We start from the raw sequence: 25,647 nt of genomic DNA, 5'->3' as shown, positions 1-25,647 counted from the left end.
CTTTTTCTTTCAATCAGTTATAAAATCAGTTACTTAAGAGGGGCTGGTTGAACGCTCGTGTGTTCCGGGTGGGTCCTATCTCTGAATCTTCTTCACTGTTAATGACTGGTTGATAATGCAAAAGATTTCACGAAGAGGTCTACTGAAAAGTGCTGTGATTGCTGGTGTGGCGGGCACCACAGGCGCATGGTGGCTCCATGATACCCAAACGCCGGAGGCGGCTTTGGATGAGATGTTCAATGATGCTTTAACCGATTTACCGGCTGCATCTATCGGCGCGGTTCTGATCAAAAATGGTCAGGTGGTGTGGGGCAGAGGGTTTGGCTACCAGAACCTGGAAAACAGAGTGCCAGCAACGCTGGACAGTATTTGGCCGACACTGGGATCTGTCTCTAAGCTGGTGACCTGGATAGCGCTGATGCAGCTGGTGGAGCAGAATCAGGTCCGGCTGGATGATGATGTCAGTGACTACCTGGGGTTCACATTGCGCAATCCGCATTTTCCGGATACACCGATTACTCCTTATCACTTGCTGACTCACAGTTCGTCGCTGTCGACCCGGAAAATGACATCGGCACCTGACAGCATGGCCGATTTTTTCTGCAAGCAGGACTCGGTTGATTTGAAAACCTGGGTGACGACTTATTTATCGCCGCGGGGCGCTCTACACGATCCGGCCTTGGCGTTTGATCCTTATCAGCCTGGAGATTTTTCGCAATTAACACCAGACCCCATTGGGGTGATTGCAGGTTATTCGAGCCTGAATACCATGGTCGCAGCCTGTTTGATTGAGCAGGTGAGCCGCCTCTCATTTGAAGACTATACCCAGCAGCATATTTTTTCGCCCTTAGGTTTGAAGGATATCGGTTGGCAAAAGGCTGAATTGGATCAGCAAAAAATCATCACGCCTTATGAGGCCAAAAACAGCCCAAGAGCCCCAATCATGGCAGTATTTACCCAGCAGATGAAGGACAGAGGCTATTTGGACCGGACGGCTGTTACAGCGGATGATCATAAAACCTATTTTGCCTTTAATGATTGTCAGTATTATTCACCGTTGAATGCTGCGGCGTTATTAGGATCTTCCACCAACGCATTTGTCACCCTGATGTGTGCCTGTTTGCCCCAGGATAAAACGACGCCTGCTCTGCTTAAAAGAGAAACGCTGAATAGCATGTGGCAGGTTCAGCGCCATGATCCGCGTACGGGGAGTACGCTTGGGCTGGGCTGGTTTCAATTCAAATCTCCCCGTTACGGGGCATTTTGGGGCCATGATGGCGGTGGGCCGGGCATTCTATCTCGCGTCATGGTTGATCCGGAGACAGGGGATGGTTTGGTGTTGTTGATTAATAATTTTTTTGTTGATTTCAGAAAGCGCGCCGCGCTGATTGATCAGATGATGAAAACGCTGGAAAGGTTTTGAAAAATGGGCATGACGTAAACATGTGATAACCCTGAATGCAAACAGCCCGGTCAGGACCGGGCTGTTTGTGTATCCGTATTGCTAGCGGATCAGGCGTTAGCCCGCTCACCACTGATTTCTTCATCGCTGTCGAAAATGCTGTTGTCTGCTTGTCCCAGTACCCGGGATGTCACTGTACCGGCAGTCATCGAACCGCTGACATTCACCGCAGTACGGCCCATATCAATCAGAGGCTCAATGGAAATCAGCAGGCCAGCCAGAGCCACCGGCATATCCAGCGCAGACAGAACGATAATTGCAGCAAACGTTGCACCGCCACCCACACCAGCAATACCGAATGAGCTGATAGTAACGATTGCAATCAAGGTCATAATGAAGCCCGGATCCAGCGGGTCAATGCCAAGGGTCGGGGCAATCATCACCGCCAGCATGGCCGGGTACAGACCGGCACAGCCGTTCTGGCCCATGGTGGCACCGAAAGAGGCAGAGAAATTAGAAACGGCTTCACCGTTACCCAGTTTTTTCACCTGAGTCTCAATGTTCAGCGGCAGGGTGCCTGCGCTGGAACGTGAGGTGAAGGCAAAAGTCAGCACCGGCAGGATTTTTTTCAGGAAGCGAACCGGGTTCACACCGACACCAGCTACCAGAATCAGGTGCATTACCAGAATCAGCCCCAGGCCGACGTAGGAAGCCACCACGAAGTTGAGCAGATTCAGAATATCGCTGTAGTTTGAACCGGCAACGACTTTGGTCATCAGTGCCAGTACGCCATACGGTGTCAGAGCCAGCACCATGCGCACCAGAGTTCGGACAACTTCCTGTGCTACATTGACAAAGGTTTCCAGGCTCTTGCCCAGTTCTGGCTGAGTGCGGATAACGGTCAGGCTGGCGACACCGATGAACGCGGAGAAGATCACCACTGCAATGGTTGAGGTTGGACGGCTGCCTGCCAAATCGGCAAACGGATTACCAGGGAAGAAAGAAATAATCATGTCAGCCAGAGACAGCGTCTCTACCGAGGCCAGACGGGTCTGCAGTGCTTCACCACGGGCAATTTCACGCGCGCCCTGAACAATGCCTTCAGCGCTCAGACCAAACATGTTGCTGACCAGAATACCTATCAGTGCAGATACGGCTGTGGTTGCCAGCAGGATACCAATGCTCAGGCCTGAAATTTTGCCCAGTGAACCGGCATTCTTCACTTTGACGATAGCGGCGATAATCGACACCATGATCAAAGGCATCACAATCATTTTTAACAGGCTGACATAGCCTGAACCGACAATACCGACATACTTGAGTGTGGTTGCAATGGCTTCATGCCCGGCACCGTAAAAAAACTGCAGCGCCGCACCAAAAATGACACCCAGTCCCAGACCTGTAAATACACGCTTGGACAGGGTTTGATCACTGCTTTGTTGTTTCACCAGAAAGGCAATCAGCAGCGCAAATACCGCCAGGTTCACGATTAGAAACATACTTCTCTCTATTCATAAGGTATCCAGCCTGCATAACATGTTGCGCAGAGCTGTCAAAAAATGTTTTCAGCATCATAGGGATTAAGCGGAGTTTAAGGAATGTTTCCTAATTACTTTAACTATTCAAAAATCGAACATGTTAAAACCAAATGGAATATTGGTTAAGCTGTAACCTATTGGAGGGGAATAATTGTGCAGTGACAGCCAGCAGTGAGCTGGCTGTTGTATTGAAGCGTTTCAGGCGGCGGTGTTGTTGGCGACAGGCTGCACGACATTGACGGGCGCGGCGCTGTCGGCCATGTCACGCAATTTCTGCCACCATTTCCCCAGCGTTTCATGCCAGAATCGCTCTGTTTGTTCCAGATACTGGGCTTTAGGTGCGTATTTCAGCCAGGGCTGGTGGATTTCATCACTGGCGAGATAATTTGTCGGGGCAGGAATCGGGCTCAGGCCAGCCTGACTGAATTCGGTGATGGCACGCGGCATATGGCTGGCTGAAGTCACAAGAACCAAGTTGCGCTTGCCGACCACAGAAGCGGCCTGAAAGGCTTCTTCCCAGGTATCTTTTGCGGTTTCCAGCAAAAGTATATCCAGTTTATTCACCCCTAATGCGATGGCCACTTTTGCCATCATTCTGGCCTGACTGATTTCAGTGCCTCCGTCATAGCCTGACAGGATGATTTTGGAACCGGGTGACAGATTATGGATACGTATGGCTTCAGCAAGGCGCATCAGCGAGGCGCGTGACAGCTCAGAGGTGATAGGCAGATCTTTGTCGACTACATGGCTGTTACCTAGCACCATAATGTAATCCACCGGCTGTCCGGAAGGAATATAGCCTTTATACTGACGTTCTAACGGGGTCAGCAGGCTACTGGAGACAGGCTGAAAGGCAACCAGGAAAATACCCAATAAGGAGACGGCCAGCATGTACCCGGCCAATTTATGGCGACGGGTAAACCAGAGTATCATCAACCCTGTGATGCCCACGATCAGCAGCAAAGGAAGGGGCATCAAAAAAGCTGACAAGATTTTTTTCAGTTCAAACATATCAGGTCGTCCGAAATTTCAGCAATTGAGCTTGAATACGCGCTCCAAGTCTTTATTACTCTAAAGCTTGTGACACAATAAGCATCTGACTAGGCCACTATCATAACGAAAACTGACGTGATCAGAGATCGAAATTTTGATGATTTAGCCCAAAAGTTCTCAGAAAACATCTACGGTACAGCAAAAGGGCTGATCCGTCAGACTGTCGTATGGCAAGATTTGGAGCAGATTTTACATACCCTTGACGCGACATCAGCAGAGCCGGGCGCATTATTGCATGTGCTGGATGCTGGCGGCGGAATGGGACAGTTATCGCAATTGATTGCGAAACGTGGTCATACCATCACTTTATGTGATCTTTCTGGAGAAATGCTGAAACTGGCAGGTGTGGAAATTGCCAAAAATGGCCTGCTTGAGCAATATCGACTCATACATTGTCCGGTGCAGCAGGTTGATCAATACCTGGATGAGCCGGTCGATTTGATTTTGTTCCATGCGGTAATGGAATGGCTGAGCGATCCGCGTGCCGCACTCGAACACCTGATGAAGCAGCTGAAACCTGGCGGGATAGTGTCCGTCATGTTTTATAACCATAATGGCTTGCTGTTTAAGAACCTTATTTGCGGTAATCTAACCCACGTAGAACAAGGGATGCCACACCGCAAACGATTCAAGCTTCAGCCCCAGTCGGCACAGACACCGGAAGAGGTGTATGCATGGCTCACGGAAGGCGGTTTTACCATTTTGGGTAAAACCGGTGTACGGACTTTTCATGATTACATGCGTACCGACAGGGTGGGTGACTACAGTCTTGAACAATTACTGGCGATGGAGCAGCGTCTCTGCCGTCAGGAACCGTATTTATCTTTAGGGCGGTATATCCATGTATACGCTCAGAAACCGTTGCAGTAAGAAACATAAAGCCGGTTGCAAGTAATAAATCTAACAAATAAGGACAACGGATGAGTGACCAATCCCAGACTGTTCCTGAGCTGGTGACCTGGGTGAAACAACATGAATTCGCCCTTAACCTGCCAACGGAAAGACTGGCATTTTTATTGGCGATTGCCGTGTTAAGCGGCGAGCGTCTGGATGAGGAACTGGGGGAAGGTGAACTGGTCGATGCGTTCAAAATCGTGAGCGATATGTTTGACCAGTCGAAAGACACCCTGGTTTTCCGCGCCAATAACGCAATCAACGAACTGGTGCGCCAGCGTCTGATTTCCCGTTTTACCAGTGAAATGACAGAAGGTGCCAGTATTTACCGGCTCAGTCCGTTGGCACTGGGTATTGCCGATTACTACGCCCGTCATCGCGAGTTCTCATCGATGAAGCTGTCGATTCAGTTGGCTATGGTGGCCGATGAGCTGACCAAAGCAGCGGTCGCTGCCCATGAAGGCGGCAATGAACAGCACTGGAAGATCAACGTCTATGCGGTACTGAAATATTCAGTGGCCGAGATTTTTGATCGTATCGATCTGAACCAGCGCACCATGGATGAGCAGCAGCAGCAGGTGAAAGAAGACATTGCTGAACTGCTGAATCAGGACTGGCGTGCGGCCATTACCAACTGTGAAAGCCTGCTTAATGAAACCTCCAGTACGCTGCGCGAGCTTCAGGATACTCTGCAAGCAGCCGGTGATCAGCTGCAAACCCAGCTGCTTGCCATTCAGGATGCAGTAAGCATAACCTCGGATCTGGATCTGGAATATGTCGAAGGCATGGTGTACTCGCTGCAGGCAAAACTGGACCGGATCATTAACTGGGGTCAGCAGGCAATAGACTTGTGGATCGGCTACGACCGCCATGTGCATAAGTTTATCCGTACCGCCATTGATATGGACAAAAACCGTGCCTTCAGCCAGCGTTTGCGCCAGTCGGTCGCCGAGTTTTTCGACGCACCATGGCAGCTCACTTACGCCGATGCTGATCGCCTGCTGGACATGCGTGATGAAGAACTGGTCCTGCGTGACGATGAAGTAACAGGCATAGTGCCGGAAACGGTTGAATTTGAAGAACTGAGCCAGGTCAATGATCAGCTCAGTGAAAGAATTGCTGAAATGCTGGATATTCATAAATCTCAGGGCGCCGCCATTAATCTGGGCGCCTTGATCCGGGAATATCTGAGCCAGCATTCCCATGCACAACATTTTGATTTAGCTCGTATTATTGTCGATCAGGCCGTGAGGCTCGGTTATTCCGAGTCGGATTTCAGTGCGATTCAGCCTGATTGGGAACTGATCAACGACTACGGAGCCAAGGTACAAGCCAATGTCATTGACAAATATTGAAGAATTTATGCCAGAGAATCTGGCCAAAGCCATTGCCAACCCCTTGTTCCCGGCATTGGATAATGCATTGCGTTCGGGCCGCCATGTTTCCAGCGAAGATTTGGATAATCATGCTTTTTTGCTGGAGTTTGAGCAGGACCTGATGCTGTTTTATAAGCGCTATAACGCTGAACTGGTCAGAGCCCCTGAAGGCTTCTTCTATCTGCGTCCCCGCTCCACCTCGCTGATTGGCCGCTCTGTGCTGTCTGAGCTGGATATGCTGGTAGGAAAAGTACTGTGCTTCCTGTACCTGAGCCCTGAACGTCTGGCCCATGAGGGGATATTTACCAATCAGGAACTGTTTGATGAGCTTTTGTCGCTGGCCGACGAAAAGAAACTCATGAAGCTGGTGACCAACCGGGCGTCAGGCTCTGATCTGGATCGTGAAAAACTGTTCGATAAAGTGAAAACTTCCCTGCGCCGTATGCGCCGTCTGGGCATGGTGATCATGCTGGGCGACAGCGGTAAATTCCGCATCAGTGAAGCGGTATTCCGCTTTGGTGCAGATGTGCGTAGCAGTGATGATATCCGGGAAGCTCAGCTTCGCCTGATCCGTGACGGCGAAGCCATAGTGCATCAGCAATTGCCGACTCAATCCAGTTTGATTGAGGCAGAGCAACCGAACGACACTGCAAGTGATGAAGAAACCGAGCAAGAGGAACACGCCTGATGGAGCGCGGTAAGTACCAATCTCTGACCATGGTTAACTGGAACGGCTTCTTTGCCCGGACATTTGATATTGACCAACTGGTCACCACACTTTCCGGCGGTAATGGTGCGGGTAAATCCACCACCATGGCTGCGTTTATCACATCTTTGATCCCTGATCAGAGCCTGCTGCACTTTCGTAATACCACAGAAGCGGGAAGTTCCAATGCGTCCCGTGATAAGGGGTTACACGGCAAGCTCAAGCCAGGCGCCTGTTATTCTGCGCTCGATATCGTCAACTCCAAGAACCAGCGCATTATTTTTGCGGTGAAACTGCAGCAGGTTGCCGGCCGGGACAAGAAAGTCGACATCAAACCTTTCCTGATCCAAGGCTTACCGTCAGCGGTGAAACCGACGGATATTCTGGTGGAAACCCTGTCTGAGAACCAGGCACGAGTGCGTCAGATCAATGAAGTGAAAGACGCTGTGTCTCAGTACGAAGGTGTACAGTTTAAAACTTTCTCTTCTGTTACGGACTACCACACGCAGATGTTTGAATTCGGTGTTTTGCCGAAGAAGCTGCGTAACAGTACCGACAGGTCTAAGTTCTACCGTTTAATCGAAGCGTCGCTGTATGGCGGTATTTCCAGTGCTATTACACGCTCGCTGCGTGATTACCTGTTGCCGCATAACTCTGGCGTGAAGAAAGCCTTCCAGGATATGGAAGCGGCGCTGCGTGAAAACCGCATGACGCTCGAAGCGATCAAAGTGACCCAGAGCGATCGTGATCTGTTTAAACACCTGATCACTGAAGCGACCAATTATGTGGCTGCCGACTACATGCGTCATGCCAACGAGCGCCGTATCAAGCTGGAACAGACACTTGGTCTGCGTCGCGAATTACTGGGCTCACGCCAGACGCTGATTGATCAACAGCAGGTGTTCGGCAACATGTCGCAAGAGCTCGACGAGCTGAAAGACAACGAGAGTGCGCTGGAGCAGGATCATCAGGCGGCATCGGATCACTTACAACTGGTTCAGACGGCCGTTCGCCAGCAGGAAAAAATAGAGCGTTACCGTGATGATCTTCTTGAGCTGACTGAGCGTCTGGAAGAGCAGGTCATGATTGTCGAAGAAGCGGCTGAGCAACTGGCACTGGCGGAAGAACAGGCCATGCTCAGTGAAGACGAGGTCGACAGCCTGAAATCTCAGCTGGCTGATTATCAGCAGGCATTGGATGCACAGCAAACCCGCGCCTTACAGTACCAGCAAGCCGTTCAGGCGCTGGAAAAGGCCCGTCAGATTTCGGCAGATGACACGCTGGATCAGGAGAATGCCGCTGAACGCCTGTCCAGCCTGAAACAGCAGCAAGACAGTAAAACCACGGCATTGCTGGCACTCAAACATAAGCTGGATATGTCTGCAGCCGCGGCGCAGCAATTTGAGCGTGGTCTGCAGCTGGTGGTGACCATTGCCGGTGCTGTTGATCGTGCATCGGCAGGTGAAAAAGCCCGTGAATTACTGGCGACAGGCCGTGAATTGCGGATCATTGCTCAGCGCAGTGAACAGCTGAGTGCTCAGTATCGCGATCTGGAGCGCAGCATGCGTCACCAGCGTCAGGCCCAGGAACTGGCAGATACTTACGCGAAACGTTTTGCCGTTGAGATTGATGGCGAACTGGCGCTGGCTGAAGAGCAGGCCCGTCACGAAGCAACCTTAGAGAGTCTGGAGCAGAACCAGTCTGATCTGGTGGAAAAACGCAGTGAGCTGCGCCGCCAGGAACAGCAGTTGTCGAAAGACATCAGCCTGCAGGAAGGCAAAGCGCCGACCTGGATTGCTGCCAGTGATGCGCTGGAAAAACTGGCAGAACAATCTGGCCAGGATCTTTATGACAGCCAGGCGGTGATGACGGCCATGCATCAGACGCTGGAGTCTGAGCGTGACGCCATTCATGCCAGAGACAAGCTGGCAGTGCGCAAGCAAAATGTAGAACATGAAATCGAACGTCTGGCCTTGCCGGGCGGCAGCGATGATTCTCGTTTGCGTGTGATTGCCGATGTGCTGGGCGGTACCTTACTGTCTGAGATTTATGACGACATCACGATTGATGATGCGCCGTACTTCAGTGCCATGTACGGTCCTGCACGCCATGCCATCGTGGTACAGGATCTTCAGTCAGTCCGCGAGAAACTCTCAGGGCTGGATGACTGCCCGGACGATCTGTATATCATCGAAGGCGAAGCGGACTCGTTTGACGACAGCAGCTTTGTTGTTGACGAACTGGAAGGCGCAGTGTGCGTTCAGCTCAATCAGCAGCAGTTGCGTTATTCCCGATTCCCGAAAGTGCCACTGTTTGGCCGGGCCGCCCGCGAGCAGCGTCTGGCGATTCTGCGCGAAGAGCGTGATCAGATTGTTGAGGATCACGCCAAGGCATCTTTTGATGCGCAGAAACTTCAGCGTTTGTACCAGAGCTTCAATGCCTTCGTCGCCAGCCATCTGGCGGTCGCTTTCGATGCCGATCCGGAAGAAGCAATTCGTATCGCGCGTGAAAAACGTAATCAGATTCAGCGTCAGTTGAATGACACCGAAGCCACCGAGCAGCAGCAGCGCAGCCAGCTCACCGCTGCACGTGAAGGTTTATCGCTGTTATCCAAACTGCAGCCGGTCGTGGCCTTGTTAGAAGATGAGACGATCGCCGCCCGCCTTGAAGAGGTGGAGCAGCAGCTTTCCCAGATTGACGAAGCACGTCATTACCTTGAACGTCACGGCAAAGCACTGGAAGAGCTGGAAGGTCTGGTGTCGGCACTGGATACCGATCCTGAGCGGTTTGATGCCATGCAGGCCGAGTATCAGGATGCGGATCAGGCCCTTCAGACCCTGAAAAGCCAGATTTTTGCACTGGCTGATTTGGTTGAACGTCGCCACCACTTTGGCTATGCCGATGCGGTTGAGCTGCTGAGCAAGAGCTCTGAGCTCAACGAGCAGCTGAAAACCAAACTGGAAACGGCGGAACGCGAACGTGCCCGCCACCGTGAGAGCCTGAAACAGGCGCAGACTCAGAGCAACCAGTACAACCAGTTGCTGGCGTCGCTGAAAAGTTCACACCAGGCCAAGCAGGAAACCGTACAGGAATTTGAACGCGAGCTGCAGGAACTGGGTGTCCGCGCTGATCTAGAAGCGGAAGAACGTGCACGCCTGCGTCGTGATGAGTTGCATGAGCGTCTGCACAGTTCCCGTAACCGTCGCAGCGAGCTGGAAAAAGCCACCACGTCACTGGATATGGAAATGCGTAATCTGGTGAAGCGTCTGCGCAAGGTAGAAAAAGATTATATCGACTTACGCACCCTGGTGGTGAACACCAAAGCGGGCTGGTGTGCCGTGCTGCGACTGGCTCGAGAAAGTGATGTTGAACGCCGTCTGCATCGCCGCGAAATGGCCTACATGACGGCCGACGAACTGCGCTCATTGTCAGATAAAGCCCTGGGCGCACTGCGTCTGGCCGTGGCCGATAATGAAACGCTGCGTGATGCACTGCGTGCTTCTGAAGACGTATCACGTCCGGAGCGAAAAGTATTGTTCTACATTGCTGTGTACCAGCATCTGCGTGAGCGTATCCGCCACGATATTATCCGTACCGACGATCCGGTTGAGGCCATCGAAGAGATGGAAGTTGAGCTGGCCCGTCTGACAGAAGAGCTGACAGCACGTGAAAAGCGTCTGGCTATCAGCTCAGACAGTGTGGCGAATATCATCCGCAAGACCATTATGCGCGAGCAAAACCGCATTAAGATGCTGAACCAGGGTCTGCAGAACATCAGTTTCGGTCAGGTGAAAGGGGTGCGTCTGAATGTTAACGTGCGCGAAACCCATGAATCTCTGCTGACGGGTCTTGCTGATCAGCAGGATCAGCATCAGGATTTGTTCGGCAATAATCGTCTGACTTTCTCTGAAGCCATTGCCAAGTTGTTCCAGCGACTGAATCCGCATATTGATATGGGTCAGCGTTCGCCGCAAACCCTGGGTGAGGAACTGCTGGACTACCGGAACTATCTGGAACTCAGCATTGAAGTTAACCGTGGTACAGATGGCTGGCTGCAGGCGGAATCGGGCGCATTGTCAACCGGTGAGGCTATTGGTACAGGCCAGGCTATCTTACTGATGGTTGTGCAGAGCTGGGAAGAAGAAGCCCGTCGTCTGCGCGGTAAAGATATTATTCCATGTCGTCTGCTGTTCCTGGATGAGGCAGCGCGACTGGATGCCAAGTCTATCGCAACTCTGTTCGAGCTGTGTGATCGTCTGGACATGCAGCTGTTGATTGCTGCGCCAGAGAATATCAGCCCGGAGAAGGGCACCACCTACAAGCTTGTGCGCAAGATCTTTAAAGATCGGGAACACGTCCATGTGGTGGGCTTGCGTGGTTTTGGTCAGGAACCGAAAGGTGAGCCGGAACCGGGCAGGCAACTCGAGTTAGACCCGGCCTAAACCTGACGAAAAACGAAAACCAGCGTGGAATCATGCTGGTTTTTTTTGTCCTATCTTTTTCCTGTTCTCTCCAGCCCTCTGACTTGAGGGCTTTTGTATCAAGCGTTGTCTGAGCGATCACTTCGCCTCTTTTTATCCTGTTTTGCATCATCATGCGGTCAGTTTTGTCTTGTTCCTAAGACCTGTTTCTCAATCGTTAGTGTCACAGTCGATAGCGCTTTGGGGCTCGATAGAGTGCCTAGAATTTTAGTGTTGGAGTCGGCCATCTGACTAACCACTCAATGCATGTTTCAGGCGTGGCGGTCGGGTTGAGTGAATAGTGAATAACGAATGAATAAGTTTTGTCGTAGGGGTGATGACATGAAAAGTATAATTCTATTAATGCTCGCCATGATGGCAGTGGCGGGTTGTAGTGATTCAGACAGTGCGGATAATGCTGCGAATACACCATTAGATTCAGATGGTCAGCAGGAAGTACCCGTCACAATTGAAGTACCTGAAAACCCGGGTACGGATCCTGGTGATCCCGGTGGCCCTGGTAGTCCTGGAGACGGTTATGATGGTCCACGTAAAGTGTGTCTGGCCATTACGGGCCTGGAAATCAAAGGCAGTGCCGGTAATATTATTGAATACACCAATGAAGTGATTGAACAGGCGCTGAAGTCGGATCCAGATTGTGTGCCACCATCAGAAATTATCAATGATGCGCTGCCAGAAGGCATGGTGCTGATTGATTTACTGCATATGAGCAATGATTTGGCTTATCTGCTCAAAGGCGTGGGTCTGCCGGTTGATGATTATGTCAGTGTGACTCTGAATATCAACGACCAGGGTAGTTACGGTGGTGGTTATGATGTTGATCTTGATGGCGATATTGATATCAATACCGGTAGCCCTTATTCCTATGTTCAGGAATATGATGGTGACTACAAGAAAATTGATCTGGGCGGTAAGCTGGAATTTGCGGGCTTTAACCTGAAAGATAAGTATGGTTACCCACAAACCTATTCCATGATGATTGACCCTTATAGTGCCTTTAACATACAGGATAACGGTGCTTACGGGCTGTCAGGTAAAGGGATGTGGCTGGTGAATAAACTGGATGCTATCGATGTCGTGGGTGATATTCTGGACTCGGCTTGCGTGCAGGACAGCCTGAAACTGATTTATCTGTTTAAATCTCACTCCGATGGCCCAAGCTCAGGTGATCCTGATTATGTGACCACTGCAAGTGAGGATGATAACGGGGGCTATTCTTACGGTATGGCAAGTATTCCGAAAGGATACTATGACTTCGAAATCATGTGTGATGTCGATGATGCTATTCCCGAATTCTCCGGTTACGGCAACTACGATGTTGAAGTGACAGATAACGCAGACGGTAACTATGACATCTACTGAGTTATCGGGTTGATGTAAACACAACCGGTCGACTTTGTTCGACCGGTTTCTTTTTGCCACAAGCTTGAATTTCTGCTGAACATCTAGTCGATAATGCTGAAAATGCGTAATTTTAGCTTTTTACACAAGATCAATATCTCATTTTTGCGCAAAAATAATCTTAGTACGTTCAGAACAACTCTTTGATTCCCGTCCTGTTTATAAACAATGTCGATGTTTTTAGTCGCGATTGCCCAGATAGGTCTGGTTGTTTTTTGACCTTCCATTCATTAAAGTTCTTTCCATTGCGTGTACAGGAACCAAAGAGAAACAACTATGACTTTCAGTGGCAAATTGCTTTCACCGGCGTTGAATGGACTCACACTACTAAAACAAATTGCACTCAGTTCAGTATTGGGTGTTGCTGTGATGGCGTATGGTATACATCCGGTTCAGGCATCTGTGACCACAAAACCGACTAATCACCTGAAATCCACACTTAAATACGTGGAGCTAGAAGCGGAAGCGGGTGATAAGAATATGCAGCTTTTTCTGGGCCGGGCATATCTGGAAGGGAATAGCGGCATTGAGGCCGATCCACTGAAAGGGCTTTACTGGCTGGAAAAAGCCGCGGTAGATATGCCTGAAGTGAAAACGATGATCGGCGATCTGTTCAAAAAAGGCCAGTTGCTGCCGCAGAATAATGAGCTGGCAATCAACTGGTACAGCAAGGCGGCCAATGAAGGTGATATCCCTGCCATGGTCGAGCTGGGCAATTATTATGCTTCCGGCGCTGCAGGCGAGGTGAACTGCGGTAAAGCTATTCACTGGTTTACTCAGGCGTCGAATGGCGGCTCACTGGATTCAAAGCGTAATCTGGTCTGGTTATACGCAACCTGCTCAGATGAAAAAGCACGCGACGGCCATTTAGCGCTGAAGCTGGCTAAACAGTTAGTCAAAAAGTCAGAGGCAGATGCGGGTGATTATGACAATCTCGCTGCCGCTTATGCAGCCTGCGGTCAATTTAATCAGGCTGTCAGAGCGCAGGAAATCGCCCTTGATAAATTGGAGCAGGACGCAGAAGCGCAACGCATTGCGAAGTTTACTCAGCGCTTAAGGCTATATCAGCAAAACCAGACGATTTACAGCGCTTCATTGTAATACCCATTTCGCATAACAACACCTGAACGGTTATTTCTTCTCCTGTTATGCATTAAAGCCTTCACAGTGTTGTGAAGGCTTTCTTTTGTCCCATTTCGAATACAGATTTTTACCTCAACTGGCAGTATTTTGCCGATAATTAATACATAGCTGTGTTTTTTGTAATGGGCGCTGTTGTGATACCTCCCGAACGTGATATATCCGATATTGTAAGCGGTGACATTCTGGATTTCTCATCTGGAAACAACCGGTTGAATGCTGCAGGTGGCGACGCGGGTATTCGTAAACTGGCCGATGCATTTTGTCAGTGTATGGAAACGCAACCCGAACTGGCTGTAATTCGCGCCAAGTATCCGGACGATCTCACTGATTTTCGTGAAACGCTGGCGACTTTTCTGCTGACCTGGATACGGGGTGAAGTGCCGCTGTACACTAAATCGAATGGTCGGCGTTACCTGAATACCAATCAGCGGCGGGTTCGCCTGAACAGCGCCGAGAAAGCAGCATGGCTTCGCTGTATGCAACAGGCACTGGATACTCAGCCCCTGAGTGAAGTGTTTAAGCGGTATGTTATGGTGCAGTTAACCTTGTCGGCTGAAATGACGCGAAAGGCCTCTGAATAGCAAAGGGCTGGCTGTCGATTTCTTTTACACCCTCTCTTTGTTCACCTTATTTTTGTAAATAAAAACAAAGCATTATAAGGTGGCTTGCTGCTTGCATAGCCTAGTTACTCATGTTGTAGATTGGAGAGCAAGGCATGAAGTTATTGAATGGGTTAACATTGACGGCATTGTGCTGTTTTGGCACTTCAGTCAATGCTGCTGAAATCAATTTAGCGGCACCGGGTGTGGATCAGGCAGTATTGACGATGGGCAACCAAGGTGACAGCTATGTGGCTGTTTATCAGCAAACCGGGGCCGGGTCGGGTAATCTGGGATCATTTCTTCGTGTTCAGGAAAGCGGAAACGGTAACGGGAATGGGAACAGCAATGGGGATGGAAACGGTATCCAGGAAGGTTTTAATACCAGCACCACTGATCCTTATATGATGGATCAGCACCCGTCGGGTAATTTTACCCGTGATGTCACCTTCTCTGAATTGCAGTCACTGGATGGTTTCTATGCCTTTATTCTCGATGCTAATGAAACCGGTAATAATAATGAAATCGTGCTCACTAACCTGATGCTGTTCTCAACAAGTGTTGCCAGCCAGAATGTGGATGATATTGCGAACTTGCAGAATAGTACTTTGCTCTGGAGTCTGGACTGGGATGACAATGGTGCTTTTCAGGATAACTCTGTGCGTTTGGATACCAGCAAGAATAACAACGGCCCAGGTAGCGGTGCGACGGATTTAGTGTTCTTAATCAATGAGAATTACTTTGCCAATATTCCCGCCGGTCAGAACAATTTCGTTCTCTACTCCAGCTTCTCTGAGTTTGATTCAGGCTTTGAAGAGTGGGCACATGACCAGGTGGCATTTGATCCGGATGGTGGTGATCCGCCAACGCCCGTATCAGAGCCGGGTAGCTTGGCATTACTTGGCCTTGGCTTATTAGGGCTATTAAGAAGCCAACGCAGACGACGCATTACGCAATCATGAACGATGTCATAAAACCATAAGCCGGAAAGGGAGTGTTCACTCCCTTTTTTCATGATTCTGATCCTTTCAGATAATCTTGCGGGGACTTCAGTAAGTCCTCCAGCGCCTGAATAGCAGCATCTACCCACTCCTGTAAGTTTCCTGCTTGTGACAAACCGGCACTGAGCTCAGAGCGCTGAATCTCGATATACATACGCTTCTACCTCCATGTTAAGTGTAGATCTGTTACGCCAGCGCCGGACGGCCAAACCGGTCGCCCAAAACCGGCTGCCCCAAAACCGGCCGCCAAAGACGGACAGGCACTCAAGTCGTCTTAGTGCTTGATTGATTCCATTAGGGAATGAATTGATATCTCAGCTTTCGCTGTTAACGGGTTCTGAGTGATGCTAATTTTTCCGGCCTATGGGTACAGGTCCCCATCGTTTTCAGGAAGAAGTATGGACATCTCTTTAGACATTCTCGCTATTTTATTCTTTGTGGCCGGTCTGGCTGCTTTTATTGATGCTATTGCGGGTGGCGGCGGGTTGCTGACCGTGCCTGCGTTATTGGCAGCCGGCGTGCCGCCAACACAGGCTCTGGCAACCAATAAACTGCAAAGCTCCTTTGGCAGTTTTTCGGCTACCTATTATTTTGTGCGTAACGGCCTGGTCGATCTCCGGCAAATGGTGCTGGCAATAATCTGTACTTTTGTCGGTTCAGCCGTGGGTGCGGAATTGGTGCAAGTGATTGATGCAGGGTTGCTGACGACTATGATTCCTGCTTTGCTGATTGTTATTTCTCTGTATTTTCTGTTTGCGCCCCAGGCCAGTGTACATGGCGGTAAAGCTAAGATTTCTGACGGTCTTTTTGCCTTTACTGTCGGCACCAGCATTGGTTTTTATGATGGTTTTTTCGGGCCGGGAACCGGCTCATTGTTTACCATTTGCTTTGTCACTTTAGCCGGTCTGGGCATAGTGGAAGCGACAGCCCGTACCAAAGTGCTGAATTTCACTTCCAACATTGCCGCACTGATGTTCTTTATCATGGCAGGGCTGCCGGTATGGGAGATTGGCCTGGTGATGGCGGTAGGTGGATTCATCGGTGCCAGGATCGGTGCCAAAATTGTGGTCAGTAACGGACGAAAGTTAATTCGTCCTATGGTGGTGATCATGTCTATGCTGATGGCAGTAAAGCTGCTGTGGGAACAAAATCCGCAATGGTTTCAATAAGGTGCTTAACACGTTCTGAGCGGTAGCTGTGTTGTCGGTAGCAAAGATAAATGGGCCGGGCAAAGCCATCAAGAAACGCAAAATGCTGGCAATGCTGTTCTTTGATTGCCAGTGTTTTCACCACAGAAAGCGGCACCAGTGCAGGGGCTGCTCCGCCCAATGCCAGTTTGGCGGCTGCGGTGTAAGAGTCCATTTCCATCAAAGGGCGGATCCCCGCCTGCTGCAATAATCCCGCCTGATAGGCATTGGCAGGATTGCTGAGATCATTGGTCAGCAGGCACTCTGGTGCCTCATCCAGCGGCTGATTGAACACCACAGTAAAAGGCTCATCGAATAGATGCCTGGCCTGAAGTCCGTGATGGGCGGGCAGGTGACCGGCACAAAACCCGACGGTTGCATCACCGGCCTGTACTCTCTCTACAATAACGGGAGTGTGGTGGGTATTGAGCACTATATGAGGGTCGTCTTTCAGAAAGCTTCCCATTAAGGCGGCAAGATAACCCGCGACCAGGGTTTCAGAACAGGCCAGAATAACCGGGCTATGATCCCGGATGGCCTGTTGATCGAAGATCTGGCCTTTTAATTCATTGAAACCGGGGCCGACCTGCGCCACTAATGCCTGCGCATCCGGGGTTAACTTGATATTCCGGCCATCAGGCACAATCAGCTTTTTGCCTAACCGTTGTTCAAGCCTGGCGATACGTTTACTGACAGCACTCTGGCTGATGTATAAACGGCTGCCGGCACGGCTCATGGTGCCTTCTTTTGCAAGTACCAGTAATGTTTCCACACCTTCAAGCAGCACAATAGCTCCTGGTGCATTATTGATGAATAGTTGGAATCGATGATAGCAAAGCCAGCGGGGGGAGGCGATGGTCGAGCGGGAAAATAACAGATAAACCGCCAGTAAACTGTCCGGCGGTTTATCAGAAAGGAAGCTTAGTGGTGGCCTGAGGTATCGTCGGGATGCGTCTGCGTAATACTGCCCACTTCAAGCATAGGTGCCACATCCAGATGTTCGGCATTCATCATGGAAGAAATGCGCTGTACCGACGATAGCAGCAGCGACTGTTCCCACTCGTCTAACTGCTGAAAACGGGAAACAAAACTTTCCTGCAAAGGCAGCGGGGCTTTATCCAGATTAGCCAAGCCTTCCGCGGTGAGATGCGCATGTACTTTTCGTTTATCCAGCTTGCTTCTTTCTCTGATGACAAGGCCACGTTTTTCCAATCGGTCAAGAATCGTTGTTGCTGTTGCCTGACTCATATTGGTGTTGCTGGAAAGCTGGCGAATAGTCACTTCACCTGAATCGCGTATGGCTTTCATGAGTACCAATTGCGGTCCGGTCAGACCGGTTGATTTGTTCAGTTGTCTTGAATGCAGGTCGATCGCTCGGATTATTTGTCGCAGGGCGATGAGGACTTCTTCATGTTTGTCCATGTTGCTCTCCCACCTTGTTGCCGCACGGAACATCAGGCGATGGATTGTTGCGTGATAGAAACGGCAAAAGCACTTATTGATTCAGGTTGTCTGAGTAGTTAGCTGACGTGATGGTTTATCTTTTTCAGCCAGACCTTCAGTAAAGCCAAAATTCTAGCACGCCAATTAATAAGCCAGCTATCAAAAATGCTGTAAAAACCATGATTTGCTCGATTTATCGGCTTCTGACATCAGGAAGCAGCGACGAACAACTCAGGTAATTCCTGATAAACAGATTAGCTGTCGATTCCTGCTGATAATTTCTATTGTAGATTAATGGAATAGTTATCGGACCCACACCGAAATCTCGATAAGGAGCGGTGGACTATTCTGAGGCACACTAATGAAAATGGCTAAACCTTAACCACTGCGTATCGTATTTTTTTGTTTGTACGGATTTTGGTCACTGTTTTTCAAATTGTTTCTACTTGTTACTTGTTATTGTTGTTTTCGTGAATAATAATAATTCTCAATATAAGCCTCATTATTTTTAATTTCACCAAGGACGATACGCCCAAGATGAAGAAGACTTTTACCCTTTCTCTGCTGGCTGCTTCTGTCGTGGCCTCCGCTTCAGCGCATGCTGCTGTTTCTAAGCAAGATGTGGTCAGCCACTACGCAGATATTGCTTTTAATGTTTTCAGTGATGCCCGGACAACGGCACAAAATCTGGACAAAGCCATTGATGCTTTGATTGCTGCTCCTTCTGAAAAGACGCTGGCTGAAGCCAGAGAGGCCTGGAAGCTGGCTCGTATCCCTTATCAGCAATCGGAAGTGTTTCGTTTTGGTAACACAGTTGTAGACGACTGGGAAGGTCAGTTGAATGCCTGGCCTCTGGATGAAGGTCTGATCGATTATGTTGCTCAGGGTTACCACTATGAGCTTGGTAATGACGGTGCCACCGCTAATATCATTGCAAATGAAACGATTCAGGTGGGTAACGCGACGATCAATGCGGTGCAAATTACTCCTGAGTTACTGGCGGATATGAATGAAGTCGGTGGTTCAGAAGCTAACGTCGCAACCGGTTATCATGCTATTGAGTTTTTGCTGTGGGGCCAGGATTTGAATGGTACCTCTGCTGGTGCCGGTGAGCGAGCCTATACCGATTTTGCAAATGGTGAAGCTTGTACTAACGGCCATTGTGATCGCCGCCGTGCTTACCTGAAAGCGACATCTGAGCTGCTGCTGACAGATCTGGACTGGATGGCTAAGCAATGGTCTGTCACCGAGAAAGGCAATTACCGCAGCGAGTTGCTGGCGGATTCAGCGGATAACGGCTTGCGGAAAATGCTGTTCGGGATGGGATCACTGTCGCTGGGTGAACTGGCCGGTGAGCGTATGAAAGTGGCGCTGGAAGCCAACTCGACCGAAGATGAGCATGACTGTTTTTCAGACAACACCCATAACTCACACTTCTACAATGAGCAGGGTATTTATAACGTTTATACCGGTACTTACAAGCGTGTTGATGGCAGCACAGTGACAGGGCCGAGTATCCACGATCTGGTGGCTGAGAAAGATCAGCAAGCAGCCAAAGCGATTCATACTGAGTTCGACAATGCTCGCTCGCAGGTTTATAGCCTGGTTGAGTCTGCAGAGAAGAATAGTCAGCATTTTGATCAGTTGATTGCGGCGGGTAATAAAGCGGGTAACAAGCTGGTTAATGACGCCATCATGTCGCTGGTGAAACAAACGGCGGAAATCGAGCGCGCGGCCAGTATTCTGGGTGTCACAAACCTGAATCCGGATACCGCTGACCATCAGTTTTAAACTGTGATGGCATGAATCAATAAAAACAAAAACAAGGGCTCATCTGAGCCCTTTTGCCGTCATAACGGGTTATTTGAAGCCTTTAGAATGTGAGCGTGTACAAGCATGAAGTTCAAGCCTTTTGCAGCCAGAATAGCTGTATGTTTTCTGCCGTTAGCGATCGCTTTTCCTGCCGTGGCCCAGCAAAGCAGTGAAACCGCGACTACGGCTGATCTTTCTTTACTGAAATCCGGTGGGGCGACCAGTGTCACTAAAACCGGTGCCAATGCCTTCTCCATGCCTGCGGCGAACCTGCCTTTGGTTCACCGTCTGGATTTTAGTGTCGGCAACAGTTTTTTCCGTAACCCTTGGGTACAGGCCCCCGCGACCACAGATGCCCGCGACGGGCTGGGGCCCTTGTTCAACACCAATGGCTGCCAGAATTGCCACATCAAAGATGGCCGGGGGCATCCGCCGGAAGAAGGGGATACCAATGCTGTGTCTATGCTGGTGCGGTTAAGCATCCCGGCCCTGACACCGGAACAAAAGAAAGCCCTGATTCTGGATGGTGTGATTCCAGATCCTGTCTATGGCGGTCAACTGCAGGATTTTGCACTGCCTGACGCCAAGCCCGAAGGCCAGATCACAGTGACGTACAGTGAGGTGCCGGTTACTTTTTCGGATGGCGACATCGTCACATTGCGTAAACCCACACTGACGATTCTTGATCTGAACTACGGCGACCTGCATCCAGACATCATGATGTCGGCGCGTATCGCACCGCCCATGATTGGCCTGGGGTTGCTGGAGCAGATCCCCGAGCAGACCCTGGAATCCCTCGCGGCAGCACAACCACTGGAAAATAAAGGGATTTCCGGCAGGCTGAACCGGGTATGGGATGTGGAAAAACAGCAAACCGTAGCCGGGCGATTTGGCTGGAAAGCGGGCCAGCCGACACTGATGCAGCAAAACGCCGGCGCGTTTAACGGCGATCTTGGCCTGACAAGTCGTTTGTTTCCGGTTGAAAACTGCACCAGCGGTCAGGACGTATGTCAAACACTGCCCAATGGCGGCTCCCCCGAAGTCAGCGATAAGATCATGAATTTTGTTGAATTCTATTCCCGTCATCTGGCTGTGCCTGTGCGCCGCAATCTGGATGATCCGCAAGTAAAACGCGGTGAGCGCTTATTTGCTGAAGCAGGGTGCGGATCTTGCCACCAGAGCAAGCTACAGACAGCCAAAGTTGACAGTTTACCGGCTTTGTCGGAGCAGACCATCCACCCTTATACCGATTTGCTGTTGCATGACATGGGAGAAGGCCTGGCGGATGGCCGTGGTGAGTTTCTGGCCAACGGCCGGGAATGGCGAACCGCACCGCTGTGGGGGATTGGCTATACCGAAGAAGTGAATGGTCATACGTATTTCCTGCATGACGGCCGGGCCCGCAACCTGATGGAAGCTGTGCTCTGGCATGGCGGTGAAGCGCAGGCCAGCCGCGATCAGGTGCTCCAGCTGGGTAAACAGGATCGGGAAGCGTTAATCGCTTTCCTGCAATCACTGTAAGGACATGAAATGAGAAGAACGATAGTTGCACTGAGCCTTATCTCTGCACTGGCCGGACTGACCGCTTGCAACGAAAACCAAGAAATCAGCAGTGCGGTAATTCATCAGCAACATATTAAAGCGGCAGACGCCTTTTCCGACGCTGCCCGCGTGTTGGGAAGCGCTGTCGGTGAAGTGTGTCAGACACAAACAGAAAAAACGCTGGCGGCCAGTCGATCAGCCTGGCAGGTATTGATGCAAGACTGGATGGTATTTCAAGGCCGGGAGAAAGGCAGTGAACAAGCACTGGCTTTAGCCTGGCAAATCCAGTTCTGGCCGGACAAGAAAGACATTACGGGTCGAAAAATGGAGCAGCTGTTGGCGCAGGACACAAAATGGACAGCCGAATTGCTGGCTGAACAAAGCGTGGCCGTACAGGGGCTGGGGGCGATGGAGTGGTTACTGTATGCCAACCCTGATAAGTTAAGCCAGCCTAACGGCTGTGCGCTGGCATCGGCAGTCAGCCAGCGCCTGATAGACAGTGGGGAAGCACTGGTTGAGGCCTGGAAAGCCAATCCCTGGCAGGCAATGACACCGCAGCTGGCACTGGGCGAATACGTTGGCGCCCTGACCAATCAGCTGGATTTTGCCCTGAAGAAGCTGACATTACCTATGGGCAAGCCGGGCCAACCGCGTCCTTATCAGGCGGAGTCCTGGCGCTCTCAAACATCCATGAACAATCTGAAAGCCAATGTACAGGCAATGCAGTCGCTGTACCTGGCGGATGGGAAAGGGCTGGATGCTTTATTGCGGGCGCAGGGAGAAGCTGCACTGGCTGATCGTATTGCCGGGCAGTTTAACAGCCTGATCGCTGGCTGGCCGCAAAGTGCCAGTATGGGCGAGTTACTGAAAACACGCGATGGGTATCGCGAACTCATCAGCATTTTTAACGGCATGGAGTACCTTCGTTTCGCACTCCATGATGAGGTATCGCCTGCTTTGGGCATTGTCGTAGGATTTAATGCAACCGATGGTGACTGATTTAACAAGGCGGGCACTGCTGAAAAAGGCGCTGGGCACCGCTATTTTGCTTCCGGCTGCCGGGATGCTGTCTGCCTGTGCTTCAGCGGAGCTCGCCAAGGAGCAACTTACCAAAGGACAGTCAACCGGCACAGCAACCGGGGATCGCATCATCGGCTGCAGCAGAACCGCTGACGGCCGTTATGCGGTTGTTGTGGCAGACTCGCACGGTCGGCCCATACACCAGATAGCTCTGCCTGAGCGCGGACACGGTGTGGCGATTCAGCCTGGCGGAGTACTGGCGGTGGCGTTTGCTCGTCGTCCGGGTGCTTATATGCAGGCTTTTTACCCGGCAACGGGAGAGAAACAGCCGCTTCGCCGTGCGGATCAGAACCGCCACTACTATGGTCATGGCGCATTTTCCGCTGACGGCCGTTACCTGTACGCAACCGAAGGGATGAGCACAACCAGTGAAGGCGTGATTGGCGTCTATGATACGACAGCCGGACTGCAAAAAGTGGCTGAATACACTGGGTTTGGTATTGGGCCTCATGAAGTGGTGCTGGCCGATCCGGAAACTTTGGCGGTTGGTGTCGGGGGCGTACATACCCTCGGCCGGGAACCGCTGAACCTGGAGACCATGCAACCTGCAATAGTGTATCTCGATATTCAGAGCGGGAAAGTTGTCGAGAAAGCCGTGCTGTCAGATAAACGGCTGAGTATCCGGCACCTTGCCGTGACAGATACCGGTGACATCGCCTGTGGTCAGCAATATCGGGGACTGCCAGAGCAGGCCGCGCCGCTTGTTCATCTGCACACTCGTGGCGGCGCGCTTCGCCCGCTGCAGGCGGATGAAGAGGACTGGATGCGGTTTAACCATTATATTGCCAGTATTGCCAGCCTGGACGGTTATCTGCTGGCAACCTCACCACGAGGCAACTGCTATGGCATCTGGCGTGAAGAGACTGGCGAGCTGGTGGATCTACAGCCTTTGACGGATGCGTCAGGGGTGGCAGTCAGCCAGGGGCAGTGGCTGGTTGGCTCAGGGGCGGGAAAAATTCTGACCCGCACGCCGCTACGTCCGGGCCGGATCGCTCAATCTGCAGTGATGTGGGACAACCACTGGAAATTGCTGTTCAGTTGAAACTTTGAAACAACGGGCTTTCGAATATCTCACTACCTTTATAACTATAAACAGGGAAAGCATCGAGTTATCGTTTGATTTCAAGCGATAATCGCTTCGCTTTGCCATAATGATAGTGATGGTAGCGGAGAGCGCACATGACTAGGCTAGGTCGTATCGGGCTTCTTCTGGTAGTCAGCAGTGTTTCATATACTCTGCATGCACAGGATGCGTCAAACACAGATCCTGAGTCAGAGATCAGTGTAAACATTGACGCGCCTGTTGCACCAGAAGCTGAAACAAGTGCCATGGCTGAACCGGCTCCTGCGGCCGAGGCGGCGGCCATTGCGCCAACCCCGGAGCAGATTCAGGCTCAGAAACACGCGGACGAATTAGCGCTTATCCGGCAAAAGTCACTGGCCTGGGTCGATGAAGTGTCTGCTCAGTTACCGGGATTGCGATATAAACAGCAACTTGCTCAGCTGTATCACGGGTTAGGTTATGTGCCTCTCTGGCAAGACAGCTTCACTGTGACTGATTTTGAGCAGCAGTTATGGGTGCTGACACTCGCGGAAACCAGCCCGGATTTTAACTATCGCCTGAAGCAGCTCAAACGGCTGAAGCAAAGTCAGGATTGGCGTCAGTATGATCTGCTCGCGACAGACACCTTACTGGCATACCTCAGTTTCATTGAAAATGTCATTGATAACCGCACGCAGTGGCTGTTTAGCGAGGAAGTGCCCACGCGCATGCCTGCGCCTTCGGATGAAAGTCTGGCTGAGCTGATGGCAGTGCTGGAACGGGATCAGCTCAATGTTTTCGTGGCGTCGCTCAAACCTACCGGACGCCACTACAACCAGTTTCTGCAGGCCATCAACCGAATGGAAACCATTGCGGAGAAGCCCTGGCCAGTGTTCAGTCAGCCCGGCATTATCCGCCTGGGCGCCTGGCTGAGAAATCCTGATATCTTAATCACCATGCTGGAACGTTTGGGTGACTTAACTGACTACCAGGCAGAGCAGCTCAGAACCGCGGGCAAGAAACACTACAATATCGATCTGGCAGAAGCGGTGAAGCACTTCCAGCAACGGCATGGATTAAAAGTGGACGGTGCAATTGGCCCGCAAACCCGTGCCTGGCTAGCGGTGACGCCTCAGGAGCGTATTCGCCTGCTGGCATTAAATGCCCAGCGCAGCCGGGTGTGGACGTCAGATTTTCCGTCCAGGCTGGTTGTGAATATTCCCGATTTTGCGCTGAATCTGTGGCTGGATAACCGCATGGTGTTTGATGCCAGAGTCATAGTCGGGCAACCCAAACGGCCAACGCCTGTCATGATCTCGAACCTGTCCGCTGTGGTGTTTAATCCGTACTGGAATGTCCCTAACTCCATCATGAGAAAAGACATTCTGCCTAAAGCCCGGTACGACAGCGGCTACTTGTACCGCCATCATTACGACGTACTCCGCGGTTGGAACAGTAATGAAAAAATTCCCATCAGCTCTATCAACTGGCGCTATGTGACAGCGAAGAACTTCCCGTACCGGTTACGGCAAAAACCAGGTGCGCATAATGCACTGGGACGTTTTAAGTTCACTATCCCGAATAATCAGGCTATTTATCTTCACGATACGCCGTCAAAAAGTCTGTTCAATAAAGATTTCAGAGCGTTCAGCTCCGGCTGTATCCGTGTTCAGGGCGCGGATGAGATGGCGAAAGTCTTGTTAAGCTATGCAGGTGTATCAGAGCAGCGCTTTGATCAGTTGGCCGGGCGAAGCTCGACCAGAACCGTCGGCGTGAAACAGAAAATTCAAGTGTTCCTGATTTATCAGACTGCGTGGATTGACGAACAGGGGCTGGTGAACTATCGCAATGATGTGTACCAATACGATGAGCAGGATAAAAATTCACCAGACTCTGAAAAATTTGCATCAATTTACAAAAATTAAATTCCTTATACGTCAATAGTTA

Annotated in this window: 20 protein-coding genes; 15 read left to right on the top strand and 5 right to left on the bottom strand. The window is 50.8% G+C overall.

Features of this window, described 5'->3' with window-relative positions; all coding sequences use genetic code 11:
* The first annotated feature begins 115 nt into the window (after window positions 1-115).
* Window positions 116-1,423, top strand: a complete 1,308-nt coding sequence (locus IFO68_RS19780) for a serine hydrolase domain-containing protein (protein WP_192017514.1) — start codon at window positions 116-118, stop codon at window positions 1,421-1,423.
* Between the two features lie 89 nt (window positions 1,424-1,512).
* Here the strand turns inward: IFO68_RS19780 and IFO68_RS19775 are convergent, their stop codons facing one another.
* Together IFO68_RS19775 and elyC are read right to left on the bottom strand one after the other, a co-directional pair.
* Window positions 1,513-2,901, bottom strand: a complete 1,389-nt coding sequence (locus IFO68_RS19775) for an L-cystine transporter (RefSeq protein ID WP_192017513.1) — start codon at window positions 2,899-2,901, stop codon at window positions 1,513-1,515.
* Between the two features lie 237 nt (window positions 2,902-3,138).
* Window positions 3,139-3,951: an envelope biogenesis factor ElyC gene (elyC, locus tag IFO68_RS19770; RefSeq protein ID WP_192017512.1), complete on the bottom strand. Its 813-nt coding sequence runs from the start codon at window positions 3,949-3,951 to the stop codon at window positions 3,139-3,141.
* A 117-nt stretch (window positions 3,952-4,068) separates the two neighbouring features.
* Here elyC and cmoM point away from each other — a divergent pair, with 117 nt between their 5' ends.
* The 8 genes from cmoM to IFO68_RS19730 all read left to right on the top strand — a co-directional run bounded on the left by cmoM (window position 4,069) and on the right by IFO68_RS19730 (window position 15,555).
* A complete protein-coding gene (cmoM, locus tag IFO68_RS19765; protein WP_192017511.1) occupies window positions 4,069-4,863 on the top strand; it encodes a tRNA uridine 5-oxyacetic acid(34) methyltransferase CmoM in 795 nt (264 codons plus the stop codon).
* Window positions 4,864-4,913: 50 nt separating this feature from the next.
* Window positions 4,914-6,242 (top strand): chromosome partition protein MukF, encoded by a 1,329-nt coding sequence (mukF, locus tag IFO68_RS19760; RefSeq protein WP_192017510.1) that lies wholly within the window; start codon window positions 4,914-4,916, stop codon window positions 6,240-6,242.
* Window positions 6,223-6,951 (top strand): chromosome partition protein MukE, encoded by a 729-nt coding sequence (gene mukE / locus IFO68_RS19755; RefSeq protein WP_192017509.1) that lies wholly within the window; start codon window positions 6,223-6,225, stop codon window positions 6,949-6,951. Before mukF ends, mukE begins: the two co-directional genes overlap by 20 nt.
* A complete protein-coding gene (gene mukB / locus IFO68_RS19750) occupies window positions 6,951-11,411 on the top strand; it encodes a chromosome partition protein MukB (RefSeq protein ID WP_192017508.1) in 4,461 nt (1,486 codons plus the stop codon). Before mukE ends, mukB begins: the two co-directional genes overlap by 1 nt.
* 360 nt (window positions 11,412-11,771) lie before the next feature.
* Window positions 11,772-12,812 (top strand): hypothetical protein, encoded by a 1,041-nt coding sequence (locus IFO68_RS19745; RefSeq protein WP_192017507.1) that lies wholly within the window; start codon window positions 11,772-11,774, stop codon window positions 12,810-12,812.
* 315 nt (window positions 12,813-13,127) lie between these two features.
* Window positions 13,128-13,952, top strand: coding sequence for a tetratricopeptide repeat protein (locus tag IFO68_RS19740; protein WP_192017506.1), 825 nt, complete (start codon window positions 13,128-13,130; stop codon window positions 13,950-13,952).
* A 176-nt stretch (window positions 13,953-14,128) separates the two neighbouring features.
* Window positions 14,129-14,575, top strand: a complete 447-nt coding sequence (locus IFO68_RS19735) for a globin domain-containing protein (RefSeq protein ID WP_192017505.1) — start codon at window positions 14,129-14,131, stop codon at window positions 14,573-14,575.
* A 134-nt stretch (window positions 14,576-14,709) separates the two neighbouring features.
* The gene (locus IFO68_RS19730) at window positions 14,710-15,555 is read left to right on the top strand and encodes a PEP-CTERM sorting domain-containing protein (RefSeq protein WP_218383192.1); all 846 of its coding nucleotides are present in this window, start codon (window positions 14,710-14,712) and stop codon (window positions 15,553-15,555) included.
* Between the two features lie 49 nt (window positions 15,556-15,604).
* Here IFO68_RS19730 and IFO68_RS19725 read toward each other — a convergent pair whose 3' ends face one another.
* Complete coding sequence (locus tag IFO68_RS19725; RefSeq protein ID WP_192017504.1) at window positions 15,605-15,748, bottom strand: hypothetical protein; 144 nt, start codon at window positions 15,746-15,748, stop codon at window positions 15,605-15,607.
* Between the two features lie 244 nt (window positions 15,749-15,992).
* Here IFO68_RS19725 and IFO68_RS19720 point away from each other — a divergent pair, with 244 nt between their 5' ends.
* Window positions 15,993-16,763, top strand: coding sequence for a TSUP family transporter (locus IFO68_RS19720; protein ID WP_192017503.1), 771 nt, complete (start codon window positions 15,993-15,995; stop codon window positions 16,761-16,763).
* Here the strand turns inward: IFO68_RS19720 and IFO68_RS19715 are convergent.
* Entirely contained in the window at window positions 16,708-17,568 is an 861-nt protein-coding gene (locus tag IFO68_RS19715; RefSeq protein WP_192017502.1) for a LysR family transcriptional regulator, read from the bottom strand. The two genes, IFO68_RS19720 and IFO68_RS19715, sit on opposite strands and share 56 nt — an antisense overlap.
* A 134-nt stretch (window positions 17,569-17,702) precedes the next feature.
* Window positions 17,703-18,203 carry a MarR family winged helix-turn-helix transcriptional regulator gene (locus IFO68_RS19710; RefSeq protein ID WP_192017501.1) on the bottom strand — a complete coding sequence of 167 codons (501 nt, stop codon included), beginning with the start codon at window positions 18,201-18,203 and terminating at the stop codon, window positions 17,703-17,705.
* A 558-nt stretch (window positions 18,204-18,761) separates the two neighbouring features.
* On the opposite strand from IFO68_RS19710, the gene IFO68_RS19705 reads away from it, so the two are divergent.
* The 5 genes from IFO68_RS19705 (at window position 18,762) to IFO68_RS19685 (ending at window position 25,625) form a co-directional block, all read left to right on the top strand.
* The gene (locus IFO68_RS19705; RefSeq protein WP_192017500.1) at window positions 18,762-20,015 is read left to right on the top strand and encodes an imelysin family protein; all 1,254 of its coding nucleotides are present in this window, start codon (window positions 18,762-18,764) and stop codon (window positions 20,013-20,015) included.
* A gap of 105 nt (window positions 20,016-20,120) precedes the next feature.
* Window positions 20,121-21,557, top strand: a complete 1,437-nt coding sequence (locus tag IFO68_RS19700; protein ID WP_192017499.1) for a di-heme oxidoreductase family protein — start codon at window positions 20,121-20,123, stop codon at window positions 21,555-21,557.
* A gap of 9 nt (window positions 21,558-21,566) precedes the next feature.
* Window positions 21,567-22,577 (top strand): imelysin family protein, encoded by a 1,011-nt coding sequence (locus tag IFO68_RS19695; protein ID WP_192017498.1) that lies wholly within the window; start codon window positions 21,567-21,569, stop codon window positions 22,575-22,577.
* Window positions 22,558-23,700: a DUF1513 domain-containing protein gene (locus IFO68_RS19690; RefSeq protein WP_192017497.1), complete on the top strand. Its 1,143-nt coding sequence runs from the start codon at window positions 22,558-22,560 to the stop codon at window positions 23,698-23,700. The genes IFO68_RS19695 and IFO68_RS19690 overlap by 20 nt, the downstream gene beginning before the upstream one ends.
* 137 nt (window positions 23,701-23,837) lie before the next feature.
* The gene (locus IFO68_RS19685; RefSeq protein ID WP_192017496.1) at window positions 23,838-25,625 is read left to right on the top strand and encodes a L,D-transpeptidase family protein; all 1,788 of its coding nucleotides are present in this window, start codon (window positions 23,838-23,840) and stop codon (window positions 25,623-25,625) included.
* The last annotated feature ends 22 nt before the right edge of the window (window positions 25,626-25,647 follow it).

The organism is Photobacterium arenosum (genome assembly GCF_014841115.1).
Classification (GTDB): domain Bacteria; phylum Pseudomonadota; class Gammaproteobacteria; order Enterobacterales; family Vibrionaceae; genus Photobacterium; species Photobacterium arenosum.
Note: the sequence above shows the minus strand (reverse complement) of the source record. Positions and strands in the feature narration are given on the sequence as shown.